General features: G+C 38.3%; 24 protein-coding genes and 2 riboswitches. Of the genes, 12 read left to right on the top strand and 12 right to left on the bottom strand.

What is annotated here, in order from left to right; genetic code table 11:
• Positions 1–144: 144 nt before the first annotated feature.
• A riboswitch (cobalamin riboswitch) is annotated at positions 145–290 on the bottom strand.
• Between the two features lie 47 nt (positions 291–337).
• From FHY45_RS18940 to FHY45_RS18930, 3 genes are read right to left on the bottom strand one after another with little or no spacing between them, the layout of a single operon-like run.
• Positions 338–1339 (bottom strand): LLM class flavin-dependent oxidoreductase, encoded by a 1002-nt coding sequence (locus tag FHY45_RS18940; protein ID WP_066109159.1) that lies wholly within the window; start codon positions 1337–1339, stop codon positions 338–340.
• A 27-nt stretch (positions 1340–1366) separates the two neighbouring features.
• Positions 1367–2449, bottom strand: a complete 1083-nt coding sequence (locus FHY45_RS18935) for a tetraprenyl-beta-curcumene synthase family protein (RefSeq protein ID WP_139892778.1) — start codon at positions 2447–2449, stop codon at positions 1367–1369.
• Positions 2450–2471: 22 nt separating this feature from the next.
• The gene (locus FHY45_RS18930; protein WP_066109165.1) at positions 2472–3275 is read right to left on the bottom strand and encodes an alpha/beta hydrolase; all 804 of its coding nucleotides are present in this window, start codon (positions 3273–3275) and stop codon (positions 2472–2474) included.
• Positions 3276–3385: 110 nt separating this feature from the next.
• On the opposite strand from FHY45_RS18930, the gene FHY45_RS18925 reads away from it, so the two are divergent.
• Both FHY45_RS18925 and FHY45_RS18920 read left to right on the top strand, forming a co-directional pair.
• Positions 3386–3916, top strand: coding sequence for a gamma carbonic anhydrase (locus FHY45_RS18925; RefSeq protein WP_139892777.1), 531 nt, complete (start codon positions 3386–3388; stop codon positions 3914–3916).
• Between the two features lie 103 nt (positions 3917–4019).
• On the top strand, positions 4020–4871 hold the full coding sequence (locus tag FHY45_RS18920) for a C39 family peptidase (RefSeq protein WP_180350021.1): 852 nt from the start codon (positions 4020–4022) through the stop codon (positions 4869–4871).
• Here the strand turns inward: FHY45_RS18920 and asnB are convergent.
• Together asnB and metK are read right to left on the bottom strand one after the other, a co-directional pair.
• On the bottom strand, positions 4868–6763 hold the full coding sequence (gene asnB, locus FHY45_RS18915) for an asparagine synthase (glutamine-hydrolyzing) (RefSeq protein WP_139892776.1): 1896 nt from the start codon (positions 6761–6763) through the stop codon (positions 4868–4870). The genes FHY45_RS18920 and asnB overlap by 4 nt on opposite strands.
• 197 nt (positions 6764–6960) lie before the next feature.
• Complete coding sequence (metK, locus tag FHY45_RS18910; RefSeq protein WP_139892775.1) at positions 6961–8160, bottom strand: methionine adenosyltransferase; 1200 nt, start codon at positions 8158–8160, stop codon at positions 6961–6963.
• Positions 8161–8293: 133 nt separating this feature from the next.
• Positions 8294–8422, bottom strand: a riboswitch (SAM riboswitch).
• 378 nt (positions 8423–8800) lie between these two features.
• Between metK and pckA the strand changes: the two genes are divergently transcribed.
• Positions 8801–10390: a phosphoenolpyruvate carboxykinase (ATP) gene (gene pckA / locus FHY45_RS18905; protein ID WP_139892774.1), complete on the top strand. Its 1590-nt coding sequence runs from the start codon at positions 8801–8803 to the stop codon at positions 10388–10390.
• A gap of 136 nt (positions 10391–10526) precedes the next feature.
• On the opposite strand, the gene FHY45_RS18900 is transcribed toward pckA, so the two are convergent.
• Both FHY45_RS18900 and FHY45_RS18895 read right to left on the bottom strand, forming a co-directional pair.
• Positions 10527–10769: a DUF2584 domain-containing protein gene (locus FHY45_RS18900; protein ID WP_066109181.1), complete on the bottom strand. Its 243-nt coding sequence runs from the start codon at positions 10767–10769 to the stop codon at positions 10527–10529.
• A gap of 18 nt (positions 10770–10787) precedes the next feature.
• On the bottom strand, positions 10788–11618 hold the full coding sequence (locus tag FHY45_RS18895; protein ID WP_066109183.1) for an alpha/beta hydrolase family protein: 831 nt from the start codon (positions 11616–11618) through the stop codon (positions 10788–10790).
• A gap of 112 nt (positions 11619–11730) precedes the next feature.
• Between FHY45_RS18895 and FHY45_RS18890 the strand changes: the two genes are divergently transcribed.
• The 3 genes from FHY45_RS18890 to FHY45_RS18880 are packed head-to-tail and all read left to right on the top strand — an operon-like array spanning position 11731 to position 14331.
• Positions 11731–12738: an ABC transporter substrate-binding protein gene (locus tag FHY45_RS18890; RefSeq protein WP_373925505.1), complete on the top strand. Its 1008-nt coding sequence runs from the start codon at positions 11731–11733 to the stop codon at positions 12736–12738.
• A gap of 20 nt (positions 12739–12758) precedes the next feature.
• Positions 12759–13526 carry an ABC transporter ATP-binding protein gene (locus tag FHY45_RS18885; RefSeq protein WP_066109186.1) on the top strand — a complete coding sequence of 256 codons (768 nt, stop codon included), beginning with the start codon at positions 12759–12761 and terminating at the stop codon, positions 13524–13526.
• Positions 13516–14331, top strand: a complete 816-nt coding sequence (locus FHY45_RS18880; protein WP_066109189.1) for an ABC transporter permease — start codon at positions 13516–13518, stop codon at positions 14329–14331. The genes FHY45_RS18885 and FHY45_RS18880 overlap by 11 nt, the downstream gene beginning before the upstream one ends.
• On the opposite strand, the gene ytkD is transcribed toward FHY45_RS18880, so the two are convergent.
• Positions 14326–14799 (bottom strand): RNA deprotection pyrophosphohydrolase, encoded by a 474-nt coding sequence (gene ytkD / locus FHY45_RS18875; RefSeq protein ID WP_066109192.1) that lies wholly within the window; start codon positions 14797–14799, stop codon positions 14326–14328. The two genes, FHY45_RS18880 and ytkD, sit on opposite strands and share 6 nt — an antisense overlap.
• Before the next feature lie 245 nt (positions 14800–15044).
• Between ytkD and FHY45_RS18870 the strand changes: the two genes are divergently transcribed.
• Both FHY45_RS18870 and ytzI read left to right on the top strand, forming a co-directional pair.
• Positions 15045–15287 carry a DUF6154 family protein gene (locus tag FHY45_RS18870; RefSeq protein ID WP_066109196.1) on the top strand — a complete coding sequence of 81 codons (243 nt, stop codon included), beginning with the start codon at positions 15045–15047 and terminating at the stop codon, positions 15285–15287.
• A 156-nt stretch (positions 15288–15443) separates the two neighbouring features.
• Entirely contained in the window at positions 15444–15617 is a 174-nt protein-coding gene (ytzI, locus tag FHY45_RS18865) for a YtzI protein (RefSeq protein WP_139063879.1), read from the top strand.
• 43 nt (positions 15618–15660) lie between these two features.
• Here the strand turns inward: ytzI and FHY45_RS18860 are convergent, their stop codons facing one another.
• Positions 15661–16134, bottom strand: coding sequence for an S-ribosylhomocysteine lyase (locus FHY45_RS18860; protein ID WP_066109199.1), 474 nt, complete (start codon positions 16132–16134; stop codon positions 15661–15663).
• A gap of 136 nt (positions 16135–16270) precedes the next feature.
• Between FHY45_RS18860 and yidD the strand changes: the two genes are divergently transcribed.
• The 4 genes from yidD (at position 16271) to FHY45_RS18840 (ending at position 18064) form a co-directional block, all read left to right on the top strand.
• Positions 16271–16504, top strand: coding sequence for a membrane protein insertion efficiency factor YidD (gene yidD / locus FHY45_RS18855; RefSeq protein ID WP_066109201.1), 234 nt, complete (start codon positions 16271–16273; stop codon positions 16502–16504).
• A 109-nt stretch (positions 16505–16613) separates the two neighbouring features.
• The gene (locus FHY45_RS18850; protein ID WP_139892773.1) at positions 16614–17573 is read left to right on the top strand and encodes a metal ABC transporter solute-binding protein, Zn/Mn family; all 960 of its coding nucleotides are present in this window, start codon (positions 16614–16616) and stop codon (positions 17571–17573) included.
• Positions 17574–17681: 108 nt separating this feature from the next.
• Positions 17682–17843: a DUF1540 domain-containing protein gene (locus FHY45_RS18845; RefSeq protein WP_077248189.1), complete on the top strand. Its 162-nt coding sequence runs from the start codon at positions 17682–17684 to the stop codon at positions 17841–17843.
• A 17-nt stretch (positions 17844–17860) separates the two neighbouring features.
• On the top strand, positions 17861–18064 hold the full coding sequence (locus tag FHY45_RS18840; protein WP_066109205.1) for a hypothetical protein: 204 nt from the start codon (positions 17861–17863) through the stop codon (positions 18062–18064).
• Positions 18065–18097: 33 nt separating this feature from the next.
• Here the strand turns inward: FHY45_RS18840 and FHY45_RS21040 are convergent, their stop codons facing one another.
• From FHY45_RS21040 to menB, 3 genes are all read right to left on the bottom strand, one after another.
• The gene (locus tag FHY45_RS21040; RefSeq protein WP_257469186.1) at positions 18098–18229 is read right to left on the bottom strand and encodes a hypothetical protein; all 132 of its coding nucleotides are present in this window, start codon (positions 18227–18229) and stop codon (positions 18098–18100) included.
• 85 nt (positions 18230–18314) lie between these two features.
• Positions 18315–19757, bottom strand: a complete 1443-nt coding sequence (locus FHY45_RS18835; protein WP_066109274.1) for an o-succinylbenzoate--CoA ligase — start codon at positions 19755–19757, stop codon at positions 18315–18317.
• Positions 19758–19917: 160 nt separating this feature from the next.
• The gene (gene menB, locus FHY45_RS18830; protein WP_066109208.1) at positions 19918–20736 is read right to left on the bottom strand and encodes a 1,4-dihydroxy-2-naphthoyl-CoA synthase; all 819 of its coding nucleotides are present in this window, start codon (positions 20734–20736) and stop codon (positions 19918–19920) included.

Genomic DNA, 20736 nt, shown 5'->3' with positions numbered 1-20736 from the left:
CGAACCTCGGATTATTCATGCACTTTAAAACAAGATTATAAGCTACAACACATAAAAAATCCTTAGCTCAGGATGGTATTGAGCTAAGGATTCACTTTTTCACGCCTGTGAATACAATAAGCCTACTTTTCCCTCCGAAAAATAAGTACTAAAACTCTAAAAGCAGGTTTCCTGGCTTTTACTAAATCAGACTTGTGATTTAGTAAGTACAGTAGCGGGGGCTGCAACGGATTTGAACCGTTTTCCCTTTTACCCTCGTGTACCGAGGCACTTTAAAGTGATTTATTAGATTTTATTCTTATTCTAATAGATTGATTGACTAATGGCAAATCCACTATTATTTCAACAGTTCTTTGGCAATTAATCTGAAGGAGTTTTCTTTAGCCTCGTATGAATGGGTGATTGTCACAAGCATAATTTCATCTGTAAAGAAGCGTTCACTCAGCTCTCTAATTTTTTCTCCAATCATTTTAGGAGAACCGATAATCATCTTGCTTCTGTTGTAATCAATCCGAGCTTTCTCAAACTGCGATAATGACATTTCATGAATTTCTTTTGGGTGAGGTGTTCCCTCTCTTATAATTCCCTGTGAAAGAAACAGCATCGATAAATCCAATGAACCAGCCAGATATTCTGCCTCTTCGTCCGATTCCGCACAAACTGTAAATACAGTAACCATACCTGATGGATTCTGTACTAACTCTGTAGGTCGAAATGCTTCATGGTAATGCTTCATATTTTCTTCAGCATATTCACTGTTAATAAACAAAGCAAAATTATAGGGTATACCCTTATGAGCTGCAAGAGCTGCGCTAGATGAACTAGATCCAAGCATCCACAATTCCGGCGGAGATGTAATGGTAGGTGTCGCCGATAACCCATATAGAGGATGCAATTCCGGTATTTGATCATAGAGATACCAGGATAACTCATCTACCTGGTCAGGAAAACGATGCAGTTCCTGTACTCTCCCCTCCTGCAACGCTCGCGTTGCTCTTGGCATCCCTCCAGGAGCCCTGCCGATTCCCAAATCTATTCTTCCTGGAGCTAAACCAGATAATACTCTGAAGTTTTCAGCTACTTTATAAGCACTGTAGTGAGGCAGCATAACACCGCCTGTTCCAACTCTTATTTTATCTGTTTGAGCAGCAATCCATGTTGCCAATATCTCAGGCGAAGATCCTGCCAAGCCTTGACTATCATGATGCTCGCTGACCCAAAATCTTGAGTATCCCCACTCCTCAGCCAATTTTGCCAGTTTGACCGTATTAGCAAGTGCCTGCTCTGAAGGCTCTCCAACAGAGCGCGGTGACTGGTCTAGAATACTTAATTTCACCATTCTGCTCCATCCCCTTAGTATTGAATGCTAGACTCGCCTATTCTTTTTCATTCTCTTAAACGCATGATACAGCTTACTATTCCAATAAAAGAAATACGCTGAACGGCCACCCAGGCTTAACATTTTTTTAGTATATTGCTTAACCGACAACTGGTCTTTCACCTTGGAATCGGCTAGATAAATACCCAATAATCCCTGGTTAATCATGCTGTGGAACTTGCTGTCCGGTATTTTTGTGACATCTAAATTGGCTTTTTCAACAAAATAACAAAGTCTATCAATCAGTTGCTCTTCCGTTTCGTAATAAAAACAGAAATTTAAATCGTCGCCTTGGCGATCCTCCTCCTGATCAATAAAATAGTCCAACATAATATGCAATCCTTGCACATAAGGAAAATAAGATTCATATATGTCTTTCCCCAAATGTTCAGTAAAATTATCACGCACTGCATATGAAACTAAACAAAAGATGCCCAGAGTAGATCCTGCACAAGCACTGAATTCATACCATGACAAACCTTCTGGAAGCTGCTGTTTATTTTCATTGAACCAGGTTTCTAATCTATGTACCCGTTCTTCCCACGTAACATGCTTATGTATTTGTAAATCACAATAAAAGGTGCAAAGCTTTTTCAAAAAAGGCTCGATATGTTGATAATGCATCATATTTGAAAGAACAGATTGACAGGTTTTTACTAACTCGACTAAATACCCGCCATCTTCCTGCTCCTCTCTGAGTTCATAATAATTTCTCGTCAGGGCCTCCGGATTAAGAGCATCCTTCATAGATTGATGCAATAGCGTAAAATCATTAGGATCAAGTGAGGTACTGCGGTCACATAGATTATCAAGATAATCACTGATTGTTTGATACGCAACAATAAATCGAATGACATCATCTTTTTTTTCACCTGCTGCGAGAGCTAATATAGAACCACCCTCGCAATGAAAAGTTTTGTGGGCAATACTGGATAAGGCCTGTGTACGCAGCTCTTCATTAGGGATTTTTTCTGCCTTTGCCTGCCAACTCGCGAGTTCCCGATGAACAACTGGAAATACATTTCTGTATACATTCTTTACTAAGCTGATATCACTAGTGGGTAATTTCATTTGTGTCCCATCTCCTAACCCCTTAAACGATATACCCTATATTGCGCAATCTCGCTTCAATAAAGCTCTTTGCATATAGAAATACATCTTCTCTCTCTGGCTCATTAAATATTTCATGATACAGCTTAGGCCATTCTTTATAATGCTTTTCGGATGCCGGAAAGTAGTTAAACCATTCTCTAACCATAGCCTTGTCCACTATTTTGTCGTCCCCTGCCTGCATAACAAGAACAGGAATATCCGGGAAATCCTCATCAAAATCAAAGGCATCCTTCATAGCTGAAATTAATTCACGATACCATCTGACTGATACACTTGTGATGTAGAGTGAATCGTTCAAATCAAATTCAATAACTTCTGGATTTCTCGTTGCCATTTCAACCGTTAATCCTGAAGGTTTTTTATATGTAGGATAAACAAGATTTAAAACCTTTGACATGGATTCAAGTAATTTTGGAGGATGAATTAATGTTCCAAAGCATGGTGAAGATAGGATAATACCCGCTAAATTATATTCTTTAAGTTGAAGCATGTTAATGATGATGAGTCCTCCCATGCTATGACCCAGCATGAATACAGGCAAACCAAATGTATAAGCCTCGTTCACCCATGAATCAACCTCATCAATATAATCCTCAAATGAATCAATATGCCCTCGATTTGCACGTGAAGTCATTCCCTGACCTGGCAAATCTCCAATAATTACGTGATACCCTTCTGATAGCCATCTTTCAATTAACCATTTATATCTGCCTGAATGCTCCATGGCGCCGTGAACAATCACGATTACACCATAGGCTTTCCCCTCAGCTTCCCACTTTTTCATAGATGAACTCCTCCTGTATGATGTTTAGCTTTATTTTATTTACACTGTACCGCTTTATATGTACACTTTTATTAACTATCTATTTTACAGTAGAAAACGGAGGTTTTGTAATGAAATTATATCAATATATAGATAAAATTCCTTCCATCGATCAAACTGCTTATTTAGCGGATCATGTAGTTATCAGTGGTGATGTCACAATCGGTGAAAATTCAAGTGTTTGGTTTAACACAGTCATTAGAGGTGATGTCGCTCCTGTGATTATCGGTAAAAATGTTAATATTCAAGATAACTCAGTCCTCCATCAAAGTCCCAACAACCCATTAGTACTGGAAGATAATGTAACGATAGGCCATCAAGTCATTCTCCATAGTTGCCATGTGGAGAAAAATGCTTTGATTGGGATGGGCTCCATTATTCTTGACGGAGCTGAAATAGGAGAAGGTGCCTTCATCGGTGCAGGCAGTTTAGTATCTCAAGGTAAAAAAATCCCACCAAACACACTCGCTTTCGGCAGACCTGCTAAAGTAATTCGTGAATTAACAGATGATGATCGTAAAGACATGGCAAGAATAAATAAGGAATACGCAGAAAAAGCACGCTATTATTCAAGTATACAACCTTTAAAAGAGAATAACTAATTATCATTCCTCATTAGGGTATACTCTTTATTGTATACCCATTCCCTTTATTATTTAGCTATAAATGATACACCTTTTTAAAATCAATTTCAGGAGTAGGATTATGAATACTTTCATTTTGATTTTCATGTTATTTAGTATCATTTCAATCATTTTGGTCCTATGGAGTCAATATCAGCCACTATCTATTTTGATTGTTATCTCTTTGATAGGCACTTTCCTGTATACAGGCTGGAAGGTCTATAACTCAAATTACTCCTTTGCTCATCAAATTAATAATATGATTGATAAGTCAGTAAGCTTAACAACTTCTATTACCAAAGATAATCGACCTGCAAAACCTCCTGCCAAAGATAAAGTACTTCTTGATGTGCCGATCGTTAAACAGCTGCCCGAGCTCCCAAGAGGATGTGAAGTAACCAGCCTGGCTATGCTTCTTCAATATTCCGGATTGGATGCTGATAAATTAAAACTTGCCCAGCAAATAAAAAAAAATCCAGCTAAAATAAAAAAAATAAATGGTGAAATCCATTACGGTGATCCTAATGATGGATTTATTGGAGATATGTATTCAACTAATAAACCTGGCCTCGGAGTGTATCATAAGCCTATAAAAAAACTTGCTGAGCATTATATGCCTGGCAAAATAATCGATTTTACCAATGGAGATTTCAACCAAATCAAAAAGTATCTCTCAACCAATCGGCCCGTCTGGGTTATCATAAATACAGCCTATGAAAAACTGGATCCATCCTATTTCCATACTTGGAAAACACCAAATGGGAAAATATCGATTACTTATAAGGAGCATTCTGTCGTAGTAACGGGATATGATCAGCATTATATTTATTTTAACGATCCCTTAACAGGAATTAAAAATAAAAAAGCACCCTCCGCTGATTTTGAAAAAGCGTGGGTGCAAATGGGAAAACAGGCTATAACCTATAAAGATTAATGGATTGGGTCACTTATCATATCCTTTTCAGCTAATGCCTGGAAAGGATATTTTTCTTCGACATATACAGAGTACCATATCATAAATACCAATACAGTCCATAGTTTACGGCTATTATCCGCTTTACCTGTAACATGATTATTGAACAGATTCATAATGACTTGCTTATCCAGCAAATGATCTGTTTGGCTTTCTTTTATTATTGTAATCGCCCATTCATACATTTCATTTTTTAACCAATGACGGATAGGGACTGGAAAACCAAGTTTCTTACGATTTAATACATGGTCAGGAATGATTCCCTCTGCAGCTTTTCTAAGTATATATTTGGTCGTTCCATGAGCAGTTTTTAAATCAGTTGGAATTCCGGATGCCACCTCAAATACTTTTTTATCAAGGAATGGCACTCGAAGCTCAAGAGAATGTGCCATCGTCATCTTATCAGCTTTTACTAATATATCTCCGCGCAGCCATGTATGAATATCAATATACTGCATTCTGCTCACATCATCATATTCGGGTGTTTCTGCGTAGAACGGATGTGTTATCGTAGTATAATCCAGCTTTGATTTATATAATTTGAATAATTGCCCCTTCTCTTCCTCCATAAACATCTTGGCATTTCCAAGATAGCGTTCTTCAATCGGCGTACAGCCGCGCTCTATAAAACTTTTGCCTTTTACCCCTTCAGGCATCATGGCAGCAATTCTTTTTAGCGCTCTTTTCATAAGTACAGGAATTTTATTAAACATGGCTAAGGATTGAGGCTCACGGTAAATATTGTATCCTCCGAATAATTCATCCGCTCCTTCACCTGACAGAACAACCGTTACATGCTTTTGCGCTTCCCTTGCCACGAAATATAAAGGAACACAAGCGGGGTCTGCCAACGGGTCATCCATATGCCACATAATTTTCGGCAGTTCCCTCATATATTCCTGCGGCGATATAATATAGCTGATATTCTCTACCCCAAGCTTGTCAGCTGTTTCTTTAGCTACATCAATTTCACTGAAACCATTCTGTTCAAATCCAACTGAGAATGTTTTAATTCCAGGATGAAATTCTTTAGCTATGGATGCGATGATTGTAGAATCAATTCCACCTGAAAGAAATGAACCAACGGGTACATCACTGCGCATATGCATGCTGATACTGTCATACATCACATCTTGAATTTCTTTAATCCAATCTGGTTCACTGCGCAGAATAGGTTTAAATTCCGCTTTCCAATATTGGCGGATTTCCATAGGTTCTCCAATTTTCTTTGTAAAGCAATGTCCAGGCAATAATTTTTTCACATACTTTGTCATCGTTGCTGGTTCTGGAGTAAATTGAAAGGTAAGATAATGCTGCAGAGACACATGATCCAATTCTTGTTTTTCTATAGCGTGTATAATACTTTTCTTTTCAGAAGCAAAATAGGTCTTATCCCCATCTTCCTTATAAAAAAATGGTTTAATCCCAAATGGATCACGGGCACCAAAAATAGATTTCTCCTGTTTATCCCAAATCACGAACCCAAACATCCCACGAAGCATTTCAACTGCCTTTTCCCCATATTGAACAAATGCCGCCAGGATTACTTCAGTATCTGAATTTGTAGAAAACGCCATGCCTTCCTTTTCCAGCACTACTTTCAATTCCAAGTAGTTGTATATTTCTCCGTTAAAAACAATCCAATAGCGTTCATTTTCATACGTTAAGGGCTGATGTCCACATTCAATATCAATGATGCTTAGTCTTCTGAAACCAAGCTGGATATGTTCATCTATATAATACCCCTCGTCATCCGGCCCTCTATGCGTAATCAAGTCATTCATACTTTTAATTAGTTCTGAATCCTGATTCGCTTGTTGGTGATCATGCATACATCCTACAAATCCACACATTATTATTCACTCACTACCTTTACTTTCGACTGTTTTTCATTTAAAAATATCAAAGAATTAGATTTTAGATATGAGCTAGGGTCCCGACAAAATACGATCCATTATACCCGATTTCATAGTTTCCTAATATTATCATATTTAGACAAAAAAAGAAAGAGGGTTTATCCCTCTTTCTTGAAATGTTTATGCTGTTTATCTTAGATGTTAGCTTCCGTACGCAGTACTTCTACTTTATCAGTTTTCTCCCAAGGAAGATCTAAATCATTACGTCCAAAATGTCCGTAAGCTGCTGTTTGTTTATAAATCGGACGTCTTAAATCAAGCATTTTTATGATTCCTGCAGGGCGCAGATCAAAGTTAGCACGTACTAATTCAATTAATTTTTCCTCTTCAATTTTACCTGTACCGAACGTATCAATGGATATAGATACTGGCTGAGCTACACCAATCGCGTAAGCCAGCTGAACTTCTGCTTTATCTGCAAGACCTGCTGCTACAATATTTTTAGCTACATATCTGGCTGCATAGGCAGCAGAACGGTCTACTTTTGTAGCATCTTTACCAGAGAATGCTCCACCACCGTGACGTGCGTATCCACCATACGTGTCAACAATGATTTTACGGCCAGTCAAGCCTGCATCCCCTTGTGGACCTCCAATAACAAAACGGCCCGTTGGGTTAATAAAATATTTAGTTTGTTCATCAATAAGGTGAGCAGGAACAACCGGTTTAATTACTTGTTCTTTTAAGTCTTTCTTAATTTGATCCAGTGTTGTTTCCGCGTCATGCTGAGTAGAGATTACGATGGTATCAATTCTTACCGGATTTTTATTTTCATCATATTCCACTGTGACTTGTGTTTTTCCATCAGGGCGCAAGTATGGAAGAACTTCTTGTTTACGAACCTCAGCCAGCTTTCTAGATAATTGGTGAGCAAGAGAAATAGGAAGAGGCATTAATTCTTCTGTTTCGTTGCAGGCAAAACCGAACATTAGACCCTGATCTCCCGCCCCAATTGCTTCAATCTCTTCATCTGACATCGTGCCTTCTCTTGATTCCAAAGCTTGGTCTACACCTTGGGCGATATCTGCAGATTGTTCATCAATAGAGGTTAAGACAGCGCATGTTTCTGCATCGAAACCATATTTTGCACGTGTATAACCAATCCCTTTGATTGTGTCACGTACAATTTTTGGAATATCCACATACGTAGAAGTAGTGATTTCTCCCGCTACTAAAACTAATCCAGTGGTAACAGATGTTTCGCAGGCTACCCTTGCATTTGGATCCTTTGCTAATATTTCATCCAAAATGGCATCAGAAACCTGATCGCAAATTTTATCCGGATGACCTTCTGTTACAGATTCTGATGTAAACAAATGTCTCTTATTAGACATGTATATTTCCTCCTTCAGTTTCCCTGTTTATGGCTACTCATTATCTTTAATTATCTCCTGATTATACGAAAAAAGACCCTTCCCCTTTATAAAGAAAAGAGGAAAGGTCTGAGTCTCAGAAATCTGCCTTTCACTCTCATCGTTCAAGGCATTATAACCTTGCATCAAGTTAGCACCTTTGCGTGATTTCCATTAAAAGGAATCAAACTGCAGGTTGCCCCGGCTTCATAGAGCTCGTCTCTCCACCGAGTCTTGATAAGAGTATCCATATCAAATGTATATAATATCTTATCCATCATTTTCTGTCAATAAATAAACAGGAATATATTGTTAAGATAAAACTTTAGCTTCATCCTTTTTCTAAAAGAAGTACAGTCAGAACTTAAAATTCGCATTTCAATTATGATATTGATATAATTAATTTACGAATATTCAAATAAATATACTTTATTATTTATCCATCAATATTGACTAATATTCCTATTCTTTCACCAATGAAAACAATAATAATTATTCTTATATACTATATTAAACCATATTTTTGAAAATTAACACAATTAGTATGGATAAATCGATTAAATGTGTTATACTATTTTCCATATAATATGCTTACCAAAATTCTGGAAAAGGATGATACCTTATGAACAGTGTAGGAGTTTCCAATGAATTGAAACAATTACTTACTCATGATAATATTCACATTCAGCTTTCAGTGCCACAATTAGTTGAAAAAGTATTAACCAGAAAAGAGGGCATCCTCACATCTACTGGAGCGATTAAAGCCGAAACAGGTAAATATACCGGCAGATCTCCAAAGGATAAATATATTGTAGAGGAAGCTGCCACTAAAGATAAAATAGCCTGGGGAAGCGTCAATCAAGCAATATCTGAAGACGCATTCTCTAAATTATATGATAAAGTTATCGATTACCTCGAAAAACGAGATGAATTATTTGTATTTAATGGGTTTGCTGGGGCTGCAACAGACTACCGCCTTCCTATACAAGTAATCAATGAATATGCCTGGCACAATTTATTTGTACATCAGCTGTTTATCCGCCCCACTAAAGAAGAGCTTGAAAATCATTCTCCTGAGTTTACTATTATCTCAGCACCAGGTTTTAAAGCAAACCCTCTCGTGGACGGTACACAATCTGAGACGTTTATCATCATTTCTTTTGAGAAAAAAGTCGTCTTAATTGGAGGCACCGAGTATGCAGGTGAAATGAAAAAATCCATTTTCTCAATCATGAATTACCTGTTGCCTGAGAAAAATGTGTTCTCTATGCATTGTTCAGCAAATGTAGGTTTCGAGGGAGATGTAGCTCTTTTCTTTGGCCTATCCGGCACTGGAAAGACTACTTTATCAGCCGATCCAAATCGCCGCCTTATAGGTGATGACGAACATGGCTGGTCTCCTGATGGTGTATTTAATATTGAAGGCGGCTGTTACGCAAAATGCATCAATCTCACACAGGAAAAAGAGCCTCAAATTTTTAATGCCATACGCTTTGGTTCTGTACTAGAGAATGTGGTTGTAGATGAAGATACGAGAATTGCTGACTATGATAATGGAATGTTAACTGAAAATACCCGGGCAGCTTACCCTATCGAAGCCATGCAGAACATCGTCACACCTAGTATAGCGGGCCATCCCAATACAATCATCTTTTTAACTGCTGATGCTTTTGGTGTTCTGCCTCCAATCAGCAAGTTAACCAAAGAACAGGCAATGTATCATTTTCTAAGCGGTTATACGAGTAAATTGGCAGGAACTGAACTCGGAATCACTTCACCACAGGCTACGTTTTCTACCTGCTTCGGTTCACCATTCTTACCATTGCATCCAACTAAATATGCTGAGATGCTTGGCAAAAATATTGAGGAACATCAAGTTCAGGTATATCTGGTTAATACCGGTTGGACTGGAGGAGAGTATGGGACAGGTAGCCGCATGAAGCTTTCTTATACACGATTGATGATTCAAGCTGCATTGGAAGGAGAACTAGCCAATATCGAAACGGTACAAGACAGAATATTTGGCTTAGCGATTCCTTTACACGTACCTGGAGTACCTGATGAAGTTTTACAGCCGCAGAAAACGTGGAAAGATCCAGAAGCCTATTATGAAAAGGCGAATGAGCTTGCACATAAATTCAGAGAAAATTTCAAGGAATTTAAAAATATCAGTTCTGAAATTGAATCTAAAGGTGGACCAATTACCTTTTAAAGAACTAGCGGTGTCTTAGGAAGCCAAAAAGAAATGGCTTTCCTGAGGCACTATTTTATTTGTCTAAATTTAAAAACAAACCCACCGCCCAATGTAATTCTGGATGAAGGTTTGTTTTCTTTAGTTTCTATTCAATTTAGTTACTGGAATTTAAAGAAATCAACTCATATGTAATGGTTGTGCAGTTATTTTCCCATTCCACTTTTTTTATCCGTGCCGTTCCTCTCGATTCTCCATCCAGAGTTTTTCGGATATCAATCGGAATTTCAATTGGATATAGGCGGTATCCTTCTTTTTTTAGGACGAATAGATTTTCCTCAACCCTTTTTTCATTAGCCTTTGTCACTATAAGAGTATTCAATTCCATTGGCATACCCAATTCTCTCACTCCCCTGCTTCATTTATTTATTTCAATGGTATCATTTGAAGCGGCTTCTTTCATCCATTTCGTTAAATCCGTGACGATTTGCCGATTTATTCTAGGAGGTAGATAATGTGTATAGTCCTTAAGGTACCACACATCGACGCTCTTGCCGAGATCCTGCAGTCTGTTTCTTAATAGATTGGCATGTTCAACCGAAACGTTCTTATCCTTCTCGCCATGAATAATTAGAACATTACATGGTATTTTTTCAATTTCATACAAGGGTGTACGGGCTTTATATTCATCCGGCACCTTGTTTGGCGTACCTCCAATGACCCTTTTCAGCATTCTTCTTAAATCAATTCTCTCTATGTAGGTCAGAACCATATCGGAAACTCCCCCCCACGTGACAAGTGAAGCAGCGTCCTGGCAGTATATAGCTGTCCACAAGGCCATAATCCCGCCTCGAGAAAATCCAAAAATATGGACCTTTTTTGGATTAACCTTGGGATGTTGCTTTAAAAGTTCAAAACCTGCAATAGCATCCCAACGATCTTCTCCTGCAAAATCTTCCTCTCCTTCTCCACCCTGGTTGCCACGATAAAAGGGGGCAAAAACAACAAACCCCTGACTTGCGAATTGAATGATACGCCCTGGACGGACCTTCCCAACATTTTTAATGCCTCCGCGTAAATATAAAAATCCGTCCATTATTTCATCATTTTTTTTTGGCTCAGCTAATAGCCCCTTAACCCTTAACCCATTCGATAAATACGTGACAATATATAGATTTATATCCGGATGTGGCGATGGATATCGACTTCTATCTACGATACTACCTAGCGATGATTTTACTTCATCCATAATCCGGGCTCCTTTACAAAGTTCTATAGGCATTCACACAAATATATACCACACATACAATACGATTAACTACACTTTGGCATACATACTGCCTACTAAGGAGGAAATTCCCTTGAAATATTATCTTAAAACCAGCTTCTTCTGTATGCTGTCCATTCTGCTCATCTTTAGTTTATCGGCCTGTAAAGAAAATAAGTCGACTGAAGAATTGACAAAAGTCAAAGTAGCAGAAGTCACACGCTCTATTTTTTATGCACCTGAATATGTCGCCCTGGCCAAAGGATTTTTTAAGGACGAAGGGCTTGATGTAGACCTGCAGACTGCATGGGGCGGTGATAAGACAATGACTGCTCTACTATCAGGCGGAGCTGATATCGTGCTTGTTGGCTCAGAAACTTCTATTTATGTTCATGGACAAAATTCAAGAGATCCTGTTATTAATTTTGCCCAATTAACTCAAACAGATGGAACTTTTCTTGTATCCAGAGAAAAAATAGAGGAATTTAACTGGAACATGCTAAAGGGCAGTACATTTCTCGGACAGAGGAAAGGCGGTATGCCACAAATGGTTGGAGAGTTTGTACTGAAAAAACACAGCATTGATCCTCAAAAGGATTTGAAATTAATTCAAAATATTGATTTTGCCAATGTCGCCAATGCCTTTGCATCAGGAACAGGTGATTATGTACAGCTATTCGAACCTCAGGCAAGTGTTTTTGAAAAAGAAGGAAAAGGACATATTGTCGCTTCCTTTGGAAAAGAATCCGGCCATGTTCCATACACCACCTTCATGGCAAAGGAAAGCTATATGAAGGAAAATGAAGATATCGTTAAACGTTTTACAAAAGCGATTTATAAAGCACAAAAATGGGTTGAAGAAACAGATTCCGCTGAAGTAGCAAAAGCTATTCTCCCATATTTTGAAGATACAGACGTAGAGATTATTGAAATGGCCATTGACCGTTACAAGTCACAGGAGTCCTTTGCCTTAAATCCAATTCTTGATGAGGAAGAATGGTTAAATCTGCAGGATATCATGAAAGAAGCAGGAGAAATCGATTCCTATATCGATCATAAAACACTCGTAAATACAGAAATCGCTGAAGAAGTTTCAAAATAGGAGCTAAGGAGGCAGGGATTATGCCTTTATTGTCGATAGAGAATGTATCTCATCTCTATTTATCTAAATCGCAAACATCAATTGCTTTAGAGAATATATCAATGAGTATTGAGGAGGGAGAATTCATCTCCTTCCTTGGCCCAAGCGGCTGCGGTAAAACAACCCTTCTATCCATTATATCTGGCCTTTTTAAGCCAACCGAAGGAAGTGTTAAGCTATACGGGAAGGATGTCCTCATCCATCGCCAGGATATTGGATATATGCTGCAGCAGGATTATTTATTTCCCTGGAAGACCATTAAAGAAAATATATTGATAGGATTAAAATTATTAAAGCAGCTCGACCAAAAGCACGAAGAACAAACCATATCACTATTAGAAGAAATCGGCCTGAAGGATGTATTGACTAAATTTCCAAGGGAGCTATCAGGAGGAATGCGCCAACGAGTTGCCCTAGTTAGAACTTTGGCCACTAACCCTACTCTGCTCCTCTTAGATGAACCTTTTTCTGCTTTAGATTTACAAACCAAACTAAAGCTTGAAGATATCGTATCAAGTACATTAAAATCGTTTAAAAAAACGGCTATTTTAGTTACTCACGATATAGGAGAAGCAGTAGCCATGAGTGATCGTGTCTTCCTCCTCTCTCCAAAACCAGGAAAAATTCACAAAGAATTTGATATTCCAAACGAGTTAAAAGGGCTATCCCCATTTAATGCAAGAAATCATCCAGCCTTTTCAGATGTGTTCCAGCTTATATGGAAGGAGATGGAGCAGCTTGACGGATAATAAACTTAAAATTAATACCCTTCACAAGAACTATATCCAACAATTAAAAACCAACCAGCATAAAGTATGGCTGTATCAGGGTGTTATCTTTGTTTTATTTTTTGCTCTTTGGGAAATAGCCAGCCATTTTTACTGGATAGATCCCCTCCTGTTCAGTTCACCTTCCAATGTCGTTGAAATGCTGATTGAAAAAATACAGGATGGCAGTTTGCTCAGCCATCTCGGACTTACCTTGTTCGAAACAGTCATCAGCTTTATTTTAGGCACTCTACTAGGGACACTGCTAGCTGTTGCCTTGTGGTGGTCTCCAATGCTTTCAAAGGTCCTGGATCCCTATTTAGTCATCTTCAATGCTATGCCTAAGGTAGCCCTTGGACCCATTATTATTGTGGCGATGGGCCCTGGATTAATATCCATTATCACCAATGGAATCATTATCTCAGTTATCGTTACGACTATAGTCGTCTACACGAGCTTCAAGGAAATCGATCCCAATTATATAAAGGTAATGGAAACGTTTAATGCTCGCCGCATGCACATCTTCAAGGAAGCTGTCTTGCCGTATTCCTTTCCAGTCATTATATCGACACTAAAGGTTAATGTTGGTTTAGCCTGGGTTGGTGTCATAGTTGGAGAATTTCTTGTTTCTTCACAAGGACTTGGCTATCTAATCATTTATGGATTCCAGGTATTTAATTTCACCCTTGTTTTAATGGCATTACTCGTTATAGCTGTATTTGCAACGATTATGTATAAAATGGTCGAGTTTGTTGAAGCTAAGTTAATCCGCGACCGCTTATCATAAAAATTTTAACCGGCTTATTTTATCCAGACATTTCAAAACAACCTGATCCTTCATAATGAAGCTATATTGGGTGCTCGTTTGAAAATCATGTGGCAGTTCTGACAGTAAAACGGGCCCTTCTGTTTCCAGATAATCTTCTTTCTTCGTAAGGGCAGTAAGCTCGGCATAAAATACTGCTTTAACAAAGGAACCCGCTGGGTCGAGTACTTTATACTCGCCAATTGGAATTAACTGCTTTGCTTCTCCCCCTGTTTCCTCATATACTTCACGTATGGCAGCCTGAACAGGGGTTTCATTGTTTTCCACCTTGCCTCCGGGAAATTCAAGCCCTCTTTTGGAATGGTTGGTAAGAACCCATTTCCCTTTATAGCGGCATATGACGAATACATGACGAGCTTCTTTTTCAAATTGACCTTGTTCATCATGAAAATAGACATTATTTCCATGGATATCCTTAAATATGTCCATCTATCTCTACACTTCTCTCTTAATTGTTTCTTTCAATTATAGCAAAACTGGCTCTTATATAATTTATAAGGAATAAATCAATTAGAAGCTTACTTTTACAACACACTTTCTTAAAAATATAACAAATATAGTCATGAAGGATGGAATCAATAATATTTTCAATATAAGTAGAGTACATTTATAAAGGTTGGGGTAAATAATTACTATATGAATCGTGATCTAAAAATTGAAAGGAGTTCTTAGCAGTGAATTTCATTGATGAACTATACCAATTGTATCGAGATAAACTAACTGGCGATGATGAAGATATTGATATTTTGGCTTTAGCCGTTTTAGAACAGCTTGATCGTAAGGATGTTATGCAATTAATTAATGAACTGGAAGATCGGGAGCTATATAATTTAATGGGGATATACATAATTGATAGCCTTAAAAAGCGATTTGCAAATGATGATGTACAGCCGCCTGTATCAAAATATTTGCACTAAGATAGGATTACATAGCGAAACCTTCTAAAAATAGGAGGTTTTTTTAGTTTTTTAAATAAATTCACAGAGACCCCGAAAAACGATATGGTAAGATATAGGTCATTTCTATGTAACAGCAATGATATAATAGAGGTCATAAAGACTGGGGGAAAGCATATGGGGATGACAGGAATATTTATAATAGGGGCAATTATTATAGTCCTAATAATAGGGGTTACTGCACTTGTCACAACAAAAGCATACGAATACAAGCACACTATTGATCCATTAGATCAAAATCCGCATTTGAGTGGTAAAGAAGAGGTTCGCACATCTGAACCACATGAATAAGCGCAAAAAAGAATCCCCAGATAAAAAGGGGATTCGACTTTGTTTATGCAAATACTTGTTTTAAATCTTCTTTGCTTTGTGTCAGCCAAAATCTCATCAACTTTTTTGCACCTTCAAGGTCATGAAGCTTGGCTTGACCGCATTGTTTTTCGTTAGCCGCAGGAATATCAGTTATCTCAACAGCTTCTTTCATGGTTTTATCAAGCACATCTATGATTTCTTCAACAGTTGGCTCACCGCTGACCACCAAATAAAATCCAGTTTGGCATCCCATGGGTGAAATATCAATGATATCAAAGTGAGAATAACCCTCAGAATATTTCCTGATATTAAACGCCAACAGATGCTCTAAAGTGTGAATCGCATCTGGCTTCATGGCCTGTTTATTTGGCTGGCAGAAACGAATATCAAATTTGTTAACAACTCCATCGCTTCCTACTTTATGAACACCACAATGACGAACATACGGGGCCTTAACAGCATTATGGTCCAAATCAAAACTTTCAACAGATGGCATTATAAAACCTCCTTTTAAACTTATTACTAATTTTACCTTTTCTCCATCAATATTTCATCTCTAAAGTTTGAAGTTTGCCCTTTCAGGCATTATGATATGGTTGTATCTAAACATTCTAATTAAGGAAGTTCATATTATGAAAAAAATATTACTAAAACTAGTCCGTTTTTATCAAGTGGCCATTTCACCTATGAAGCCGCCAAGTTGTAGATTTTATCCAACATGTTCTCAATATGGCCTTGAAGCAATTGAGCGTTTCGGACCAGTAAAGGGGACCTGGCTAACCATAAAACGAATCTCTAAATGCCATCCACTGCATGCCGGCGGGTTTGATCCTGTACCTGAAAAACAAGAAAAAAAAGACTCTTGATTTACAAGAAAAAGCCGTGTATCATACTAGATATGCAAATCGTAATCTTTTCGATTTATATTTTTGCTTAACAAATCGTAATGAATACGATTAACAGGAGGATACTACATTGAAAAAAATATCATTTATATTCGCACTCATACTTGGTGCATCTATTTTTCTTTCCGGATGCAACAGCGATAATAGCACGACTGATACTAAAAATGAAAACCAGCTTTCTATTTATACAACTGTTTATCCATTACAGTATATGGCTGAGCAAATAGGTGGTGAACATGTAAATGTATCTTCTATCTATCCGGCAGGTGTAGATGAACATACATTTGAACCAACACAAAAGGATATTATCAATATCGCAGAGTCTGATTTATTTTATTACGTTGGATACAATTTAGAAGGCTTTGTAAATAACGTGACCAAAACATTGGGAAACGAAAATGTGGAAATGATAGCTATTGGTGAAAAAGTAAATCTTGATACTCATGGACATGAAGAGCACGAACATGAAGATCATGAGCACGAAGACGACGGCCATAATCATGGTACAGTCGATCCGCACTTATGGATAGATCCACTATATGCAAAAGAAATGGCTGAACATATTAAAGACACACTGATTGAGAAAATGCCTGAACAAAAAAGTGCCTTCGAGGAAAATTACGAAACACTGGCTAAAAAGTTCGATGAGTTAAATACAGAATATACAAAGGTATTCAGCGAAGCACCTCATGATGAATTCCTTGTTTCTCATGCTGCGTTTGGATACTGGGAAGAACGTTATGATGTAGATCAAATAAGCGTCTCCGGTATATCTACATCCGAAGAGCCTACTCAAAAATCACTTGAGAAGTTAGTGGATACTGCCAAGGAACATCAACTTAAATATATTTTAGTTGAACAGAATATAAATAGTAAATTAACGGATATTATTAAAAAAGAGGCTAATTTGACTGCATTGCCTATTCATAATCTATCTATCCTGACTCAGGATGATATTGATTCAGAACGCGATTATTTTTCAATCGCGAAGGATAATTTAGACTCACTGCAAAAAGCTTTAAATGATTAATCACGTAAAAGCCCGAATTCTTTTGGATTCGGGCTTTTTTCTTCCTGTATTTACTTTACATATAAGAGGTGAAAAGAAGCATTCTAACAAAAGAAAGGAGAGATTTTTATGCCAAATGGTGTTAAATGCTCTGTGAATTCCTGCCACTTTTGGAAACAAGGGAATAAATGTGCAGCAGAAAAAATTCAAGTAAATATGTATTCAGAGGAACGTGCTTATAAAAGTGGCGATACTGGATGCAAAACCTTTCGCCCAGCTGACTTTTTATAAACGAAAGGCTGTCATAAATGGATATCAATCACATACTCCGAAATTTTAACGAGGATTTACAAAATTCCAATTCCTTAACATTTCCTATATGCGTGGACTCTTTTACGAATTATTGGAGTACCGAATTCGGATCCCTTGATGAATTACCGAAGGAAGTAGACCAGCTTATAGCTAAACGGGGATTGGAATTAGGTTTACTGGAAGAAGAAATAAATCAATAAAGAAAAGCGCCCTGTGACCCAGGCGCTTTTCCCTTAGTAACTTTTCTTTACTAATTCGACAACTTCTTTTTCTGCCACATTTGTTATTGCGGTTATAACTGATAATGGGAGTCCGCGACGCAACAAGATCTCAGCAATCAAGTATTGTTTTTTCGAACGAGCCATTTCTTCCCCGCCTTCTTATGTCTTTTTTTCCATTATACAGGATTTGATAGCCGAATTGAATAAGTCCAACACCCAATATTCAGAATTAACTAAAAAAATTAATTAACTCTCTTCTCACTATTTTGTTTGAAGCATTACGGGGTAACTCCTTACCCATCACTACTTTTTTAGGAATTTTATATCGCGCCAGCCTGGATTCACAAAATTCGATGATCTCTGTCTGTTGTAAATGGCTCGCTGGATGGGGGACTATTACGGCTGCTGGAACGGCTCCCCATTCATCATCGCTAAGACCAATGACTCCCGCTTCTTTTACGAAAGGATGCTCCATCAAAACGGATTCTATTTCAGCCGGATAAATGTTTTCTCCACCAGAAATAATTAAATCAGAGCGTCTATCAATGACAAACAAATACCCTTCCTCGTCGATATAACCGATATCACCTGTATAAAACCAGCCATCCTGGAAAGATTCCGGTGCCCTTCCATGAAGATACCCCGGAGTTACATTTGGGCCTTTTACTGCAATCTCTCCCGGTACACCAACTGCAGCAATCCTTCCATCCACAATAATTTTTATCTCACATGGCAATAATGGCTTACCGGCAGAGCCCAGTTTTCGCGTTGCATCTTCAGGAGCCAGCGTGACGATTTGAGAGCATGTTTCTGTCATACCATATGTTTGAAAGACAGGTGTGTTTTTATCCGTAGCCTTTTTCAACAACGCCATAGGTGCTGAGCCGCCCCCTAACAGCATACAGCGAAATTCCTCAGGGTATGTCCTTTCTCCTAAATCTTCAAGCATTCTTGTCAAAGTATTCGTCACAACCGAGCAAATCGTAATCTTCTCTTTCCAAATAGCTTCATTTGCTTGTACAGGGTCGAATCCTCTTTGCAAAACAGTCTCTATCCCATAAATGACTGATCTTAAAAGGATAGATAAACCACTTATATGGAATAGCGGCATAAAGCAAAGCCATTTATCATCATCGCGCAACCCTAAATTTAGAGCAGACCCAATCGCACTCCAATAATGGTTTCCCATCGTTTGCTGAACGGCCTTAGGCTTACCAGTCGTACCTGATGTGTACATAATAGTTGCCGTTTGATTAAACGATAAGTTCTTCTTTTCTTCAAATGACTTTGCCTTAGCCTTCTCTAATTGTTCCAGCCTTAGCACGGAAATATCCAGTAACATTTCGTTTTCTGATATGAGAAAATCAGCCTGAGCATCTTCTAATTGCCACTCTTTTTCCCGATCTGTTAAACGAGTATTCAATAGGACAATTTTGGCGCCAATCAGGAGAAGAGCATGTATCGTAAAGACCATCTCCGGCCGATTCTTCATGTTAATTCCAATTACATGACCTTCCGCAACACCCAACTCCGTCAATTTTTGAGCGTATAAATGGGCCATTTCATATAACTCTCTAAACGTCCACTTCTCTCCCTCAAATGAAAGAGCCGTACGCTCCGGAGTCACATACGCCCGTTGAATCAAAAACTGCGGAACAACCGTATCATGCATCAACATCTTTTCAACCTTCCCTCTGAACTCCTTCATGATCTCTCTGACCATCAAAGCGTTTTTAAGTACAAATACAAATTAACCTCTATCACTCTAACTGATACTTACATGTACATAAAAACAGCCTGACGGTAGGCGTCAAGCTGTTTTTCGTTCTCCATTAAGGGAATCGTGGGAATTGGTCAAAGTCTGGATTGCGCTTTTCTTTAAAAGCATCGCGGCCTTCTTTGGCTTCATCTGTTGTATAATAAAGCAATGTTGCATCGCCTGCCAACTGCTGAAGTCCAGCCAGTCCATCGGTATCCGCATTGAAAGCTGCTTTTAGGAAACGAAGGGCAGTTGGGCTCTTTTCAAGCATTTCCTCGCACCATTGCACCGTTTCTTTTTCAAGTTGCTCCAATGGAACTACTTTGTTTACCAAGCCCATATCAAGTGCTTCCTGCGCATCATATTGACGGCACAAGAACCAAATTTCTTTTGCTTTCTTATGGCCTACGATTCGAGCTAAATATCCTGCACCATAACCTGCATCAAAGCTTCCAACCTTAGGACCGGTTTGGCCAAAACGTGCATTTTCAGCAGCAATTGTTAAATCACATACAACATGCAGTACGTGACCTCCGCCAATAGCATAGCCTGCTACCATTGCCACAACAGGTTTTGGAATAACACGGATCAAGCGTTGAAGATCAAGAACATTCAGACGAGGAATTTCGTCTTCACCCACATATCCGCCATGACCGCGAACCTTTTGGTCACCGCCAGAACAGAATGCCATGTCACCTGCGCCTGTTAAAATAATAGCACCTATTTCTTTATCATCCCTGGCACGGGAAAAAGCATCAATCAATTCCATTACTGTTTTTGGACGAAATGCATTGCGTACCTCTGGACGGTTGATGGTAATTTTAGCAATACCGTTATATCTTTCATATAAAATATCTTCATATGTACGAATGGTTACCCAATCAAAAGCCAT

The sequence above is a fragment of the Bacillus sp. D386 genome (genome assembly GCF_006346415.1).
The sequence above is the reverse complement of the archived record's forward strand: the minus strand, read 5'-3'. Positions and strand labels throughout refer to the sequence as shown.

Excerpts from the sequence above, each read along its gene's own strand:
- FHY45_RS18925 (WP_139892777.1), top strand. The coding sequence starts at position 3,386 with ATGAAATTATATCAATATATAGATAAAATTCCTTCCATCGATCAAACT.
- asnB (WP_139892776.1), bottom strand. The coding sequence starts at position 6,763 with ATGTGTGGATTTGTAGGATGTATGCATGATCACCAACAAGCGAATCAG.
- FHY45_RS18860 (WP_066109199.1), bottom strand. The coding sequence starts at position 16,134 with ATGCCATCTGTTGAAAGTTTTGATTTGGACCATAATGCTGTTAAGGCC.
- FHY45_RS18935 (WP_139892778.1), bottom strand. The coding sequence starts at position 2,449 with ATGAAATTACCCACTAGTGATATCAGCTTAGTAAAGAATGTATACAGA.
- FHY45_RS21040 (WP_257469186.1), bottom strand. The coding sequence starts at position 18,229 with ATGGCTCGTTCGAAAAAACAATACTTGATTGCTGAGATCTTGTTGCGT.
- pckA (WP_139892774.1), top strand. The coding sequence starts at position 8,801 with ATGAACAGTGTAGGAGTTTCCAATGAATTGAAACAATTACTTACTCAT.
- FHY45_RS18895 (WP_066109183.1), bottom strand. The coding sequence starts at position 11,618 with ATGGATGAAGTAAAATCATCGCTAGGTAGTATCGTAGATAGAAGTCGA.
- FHY45_RS18835 (WP_066109274.1), bottom strand. The coding sequence starts at position 19,757 with ATGCATGATACGGTTGTTCCGCAGTTTTTGATTCAACGGGCGTATGTG.
- FHY45_RS18940 (WP_066109159.1), bottom strand. The coding sequence starts at position 1,339 with ATGGTGAAATTAAGTATTCTAGACCAGTCACCGCGCTCTGTTGGAGAG.
- FHY45_RS18930 (WP_066109165.1), bottom strand. The coding sequence starts at position 3,275 with ATGAAAAAGTGGGAAGCTGAGGGGAAAGCCTATGGTGTAATCGTGATT.
- menB (WP_066109208.1), bottom strand. The coding sequence starts at position 20,736 with ATGGCTTTTGATTGGGTAACCATTCGTACATATGAAGATATTTTATAT.
- FHY45_RS18920 (WP_180350021.1), top strand. The coding sequence starts at position 4,020 with ATGAATACTTTCATTTTGATTTTCATGTTATTTAGTATCATTTCAATC.
- FHY45_RS18845 (WP_077248189.1), top strand. The coding sequence starts at position 17,682 with ATGCCAAATGGTGTTAAATGCTCTGTGAATTCCTGCCACTTTTGGAAA.
- ytkD (WP_066109192.1), bottom strand. The coding sequence starts at position 14,799 with ATGGACATATTTAAGGATATCCATGGAAATAATGTCTATTTTCATGAT.
- yidD (WP_066109201.1), top strand. The coding sequence starts at position 16,271 with ATGAAAAAAATATTACTAAAACTAGTCCGTTTTTATCAAGTGGCCATT.
- ytzI (WP_139063879.1), top strand. The coding sequence starts at position 15,444 with ATGGGGATGACAGGAATATTTATAATAGGGGCAATTATTATAGTCCTA.
- metK (WP_139892775.1), bottom strand. The coding sequence starts at position 8,160 with ATGTCTAATAAGAGACATTTGTTTACATCAGAATCTGTAACAGAAGGT.
- FHY45_RS18885 (WP_066109186.1), top strand. The coding sequence starts at position 12,759 with ATGCCTTTATTGTCGATAGAGAATGTATCTCATCTCTATTTATCTAAA.
- FHY45_RS18840 (WP_066109205.1), top strand. The coding sequence starts at position 17,861 with ATGGATATCAATCACATACTCCGAAATTTTAACGAGGATTTACAAAAT.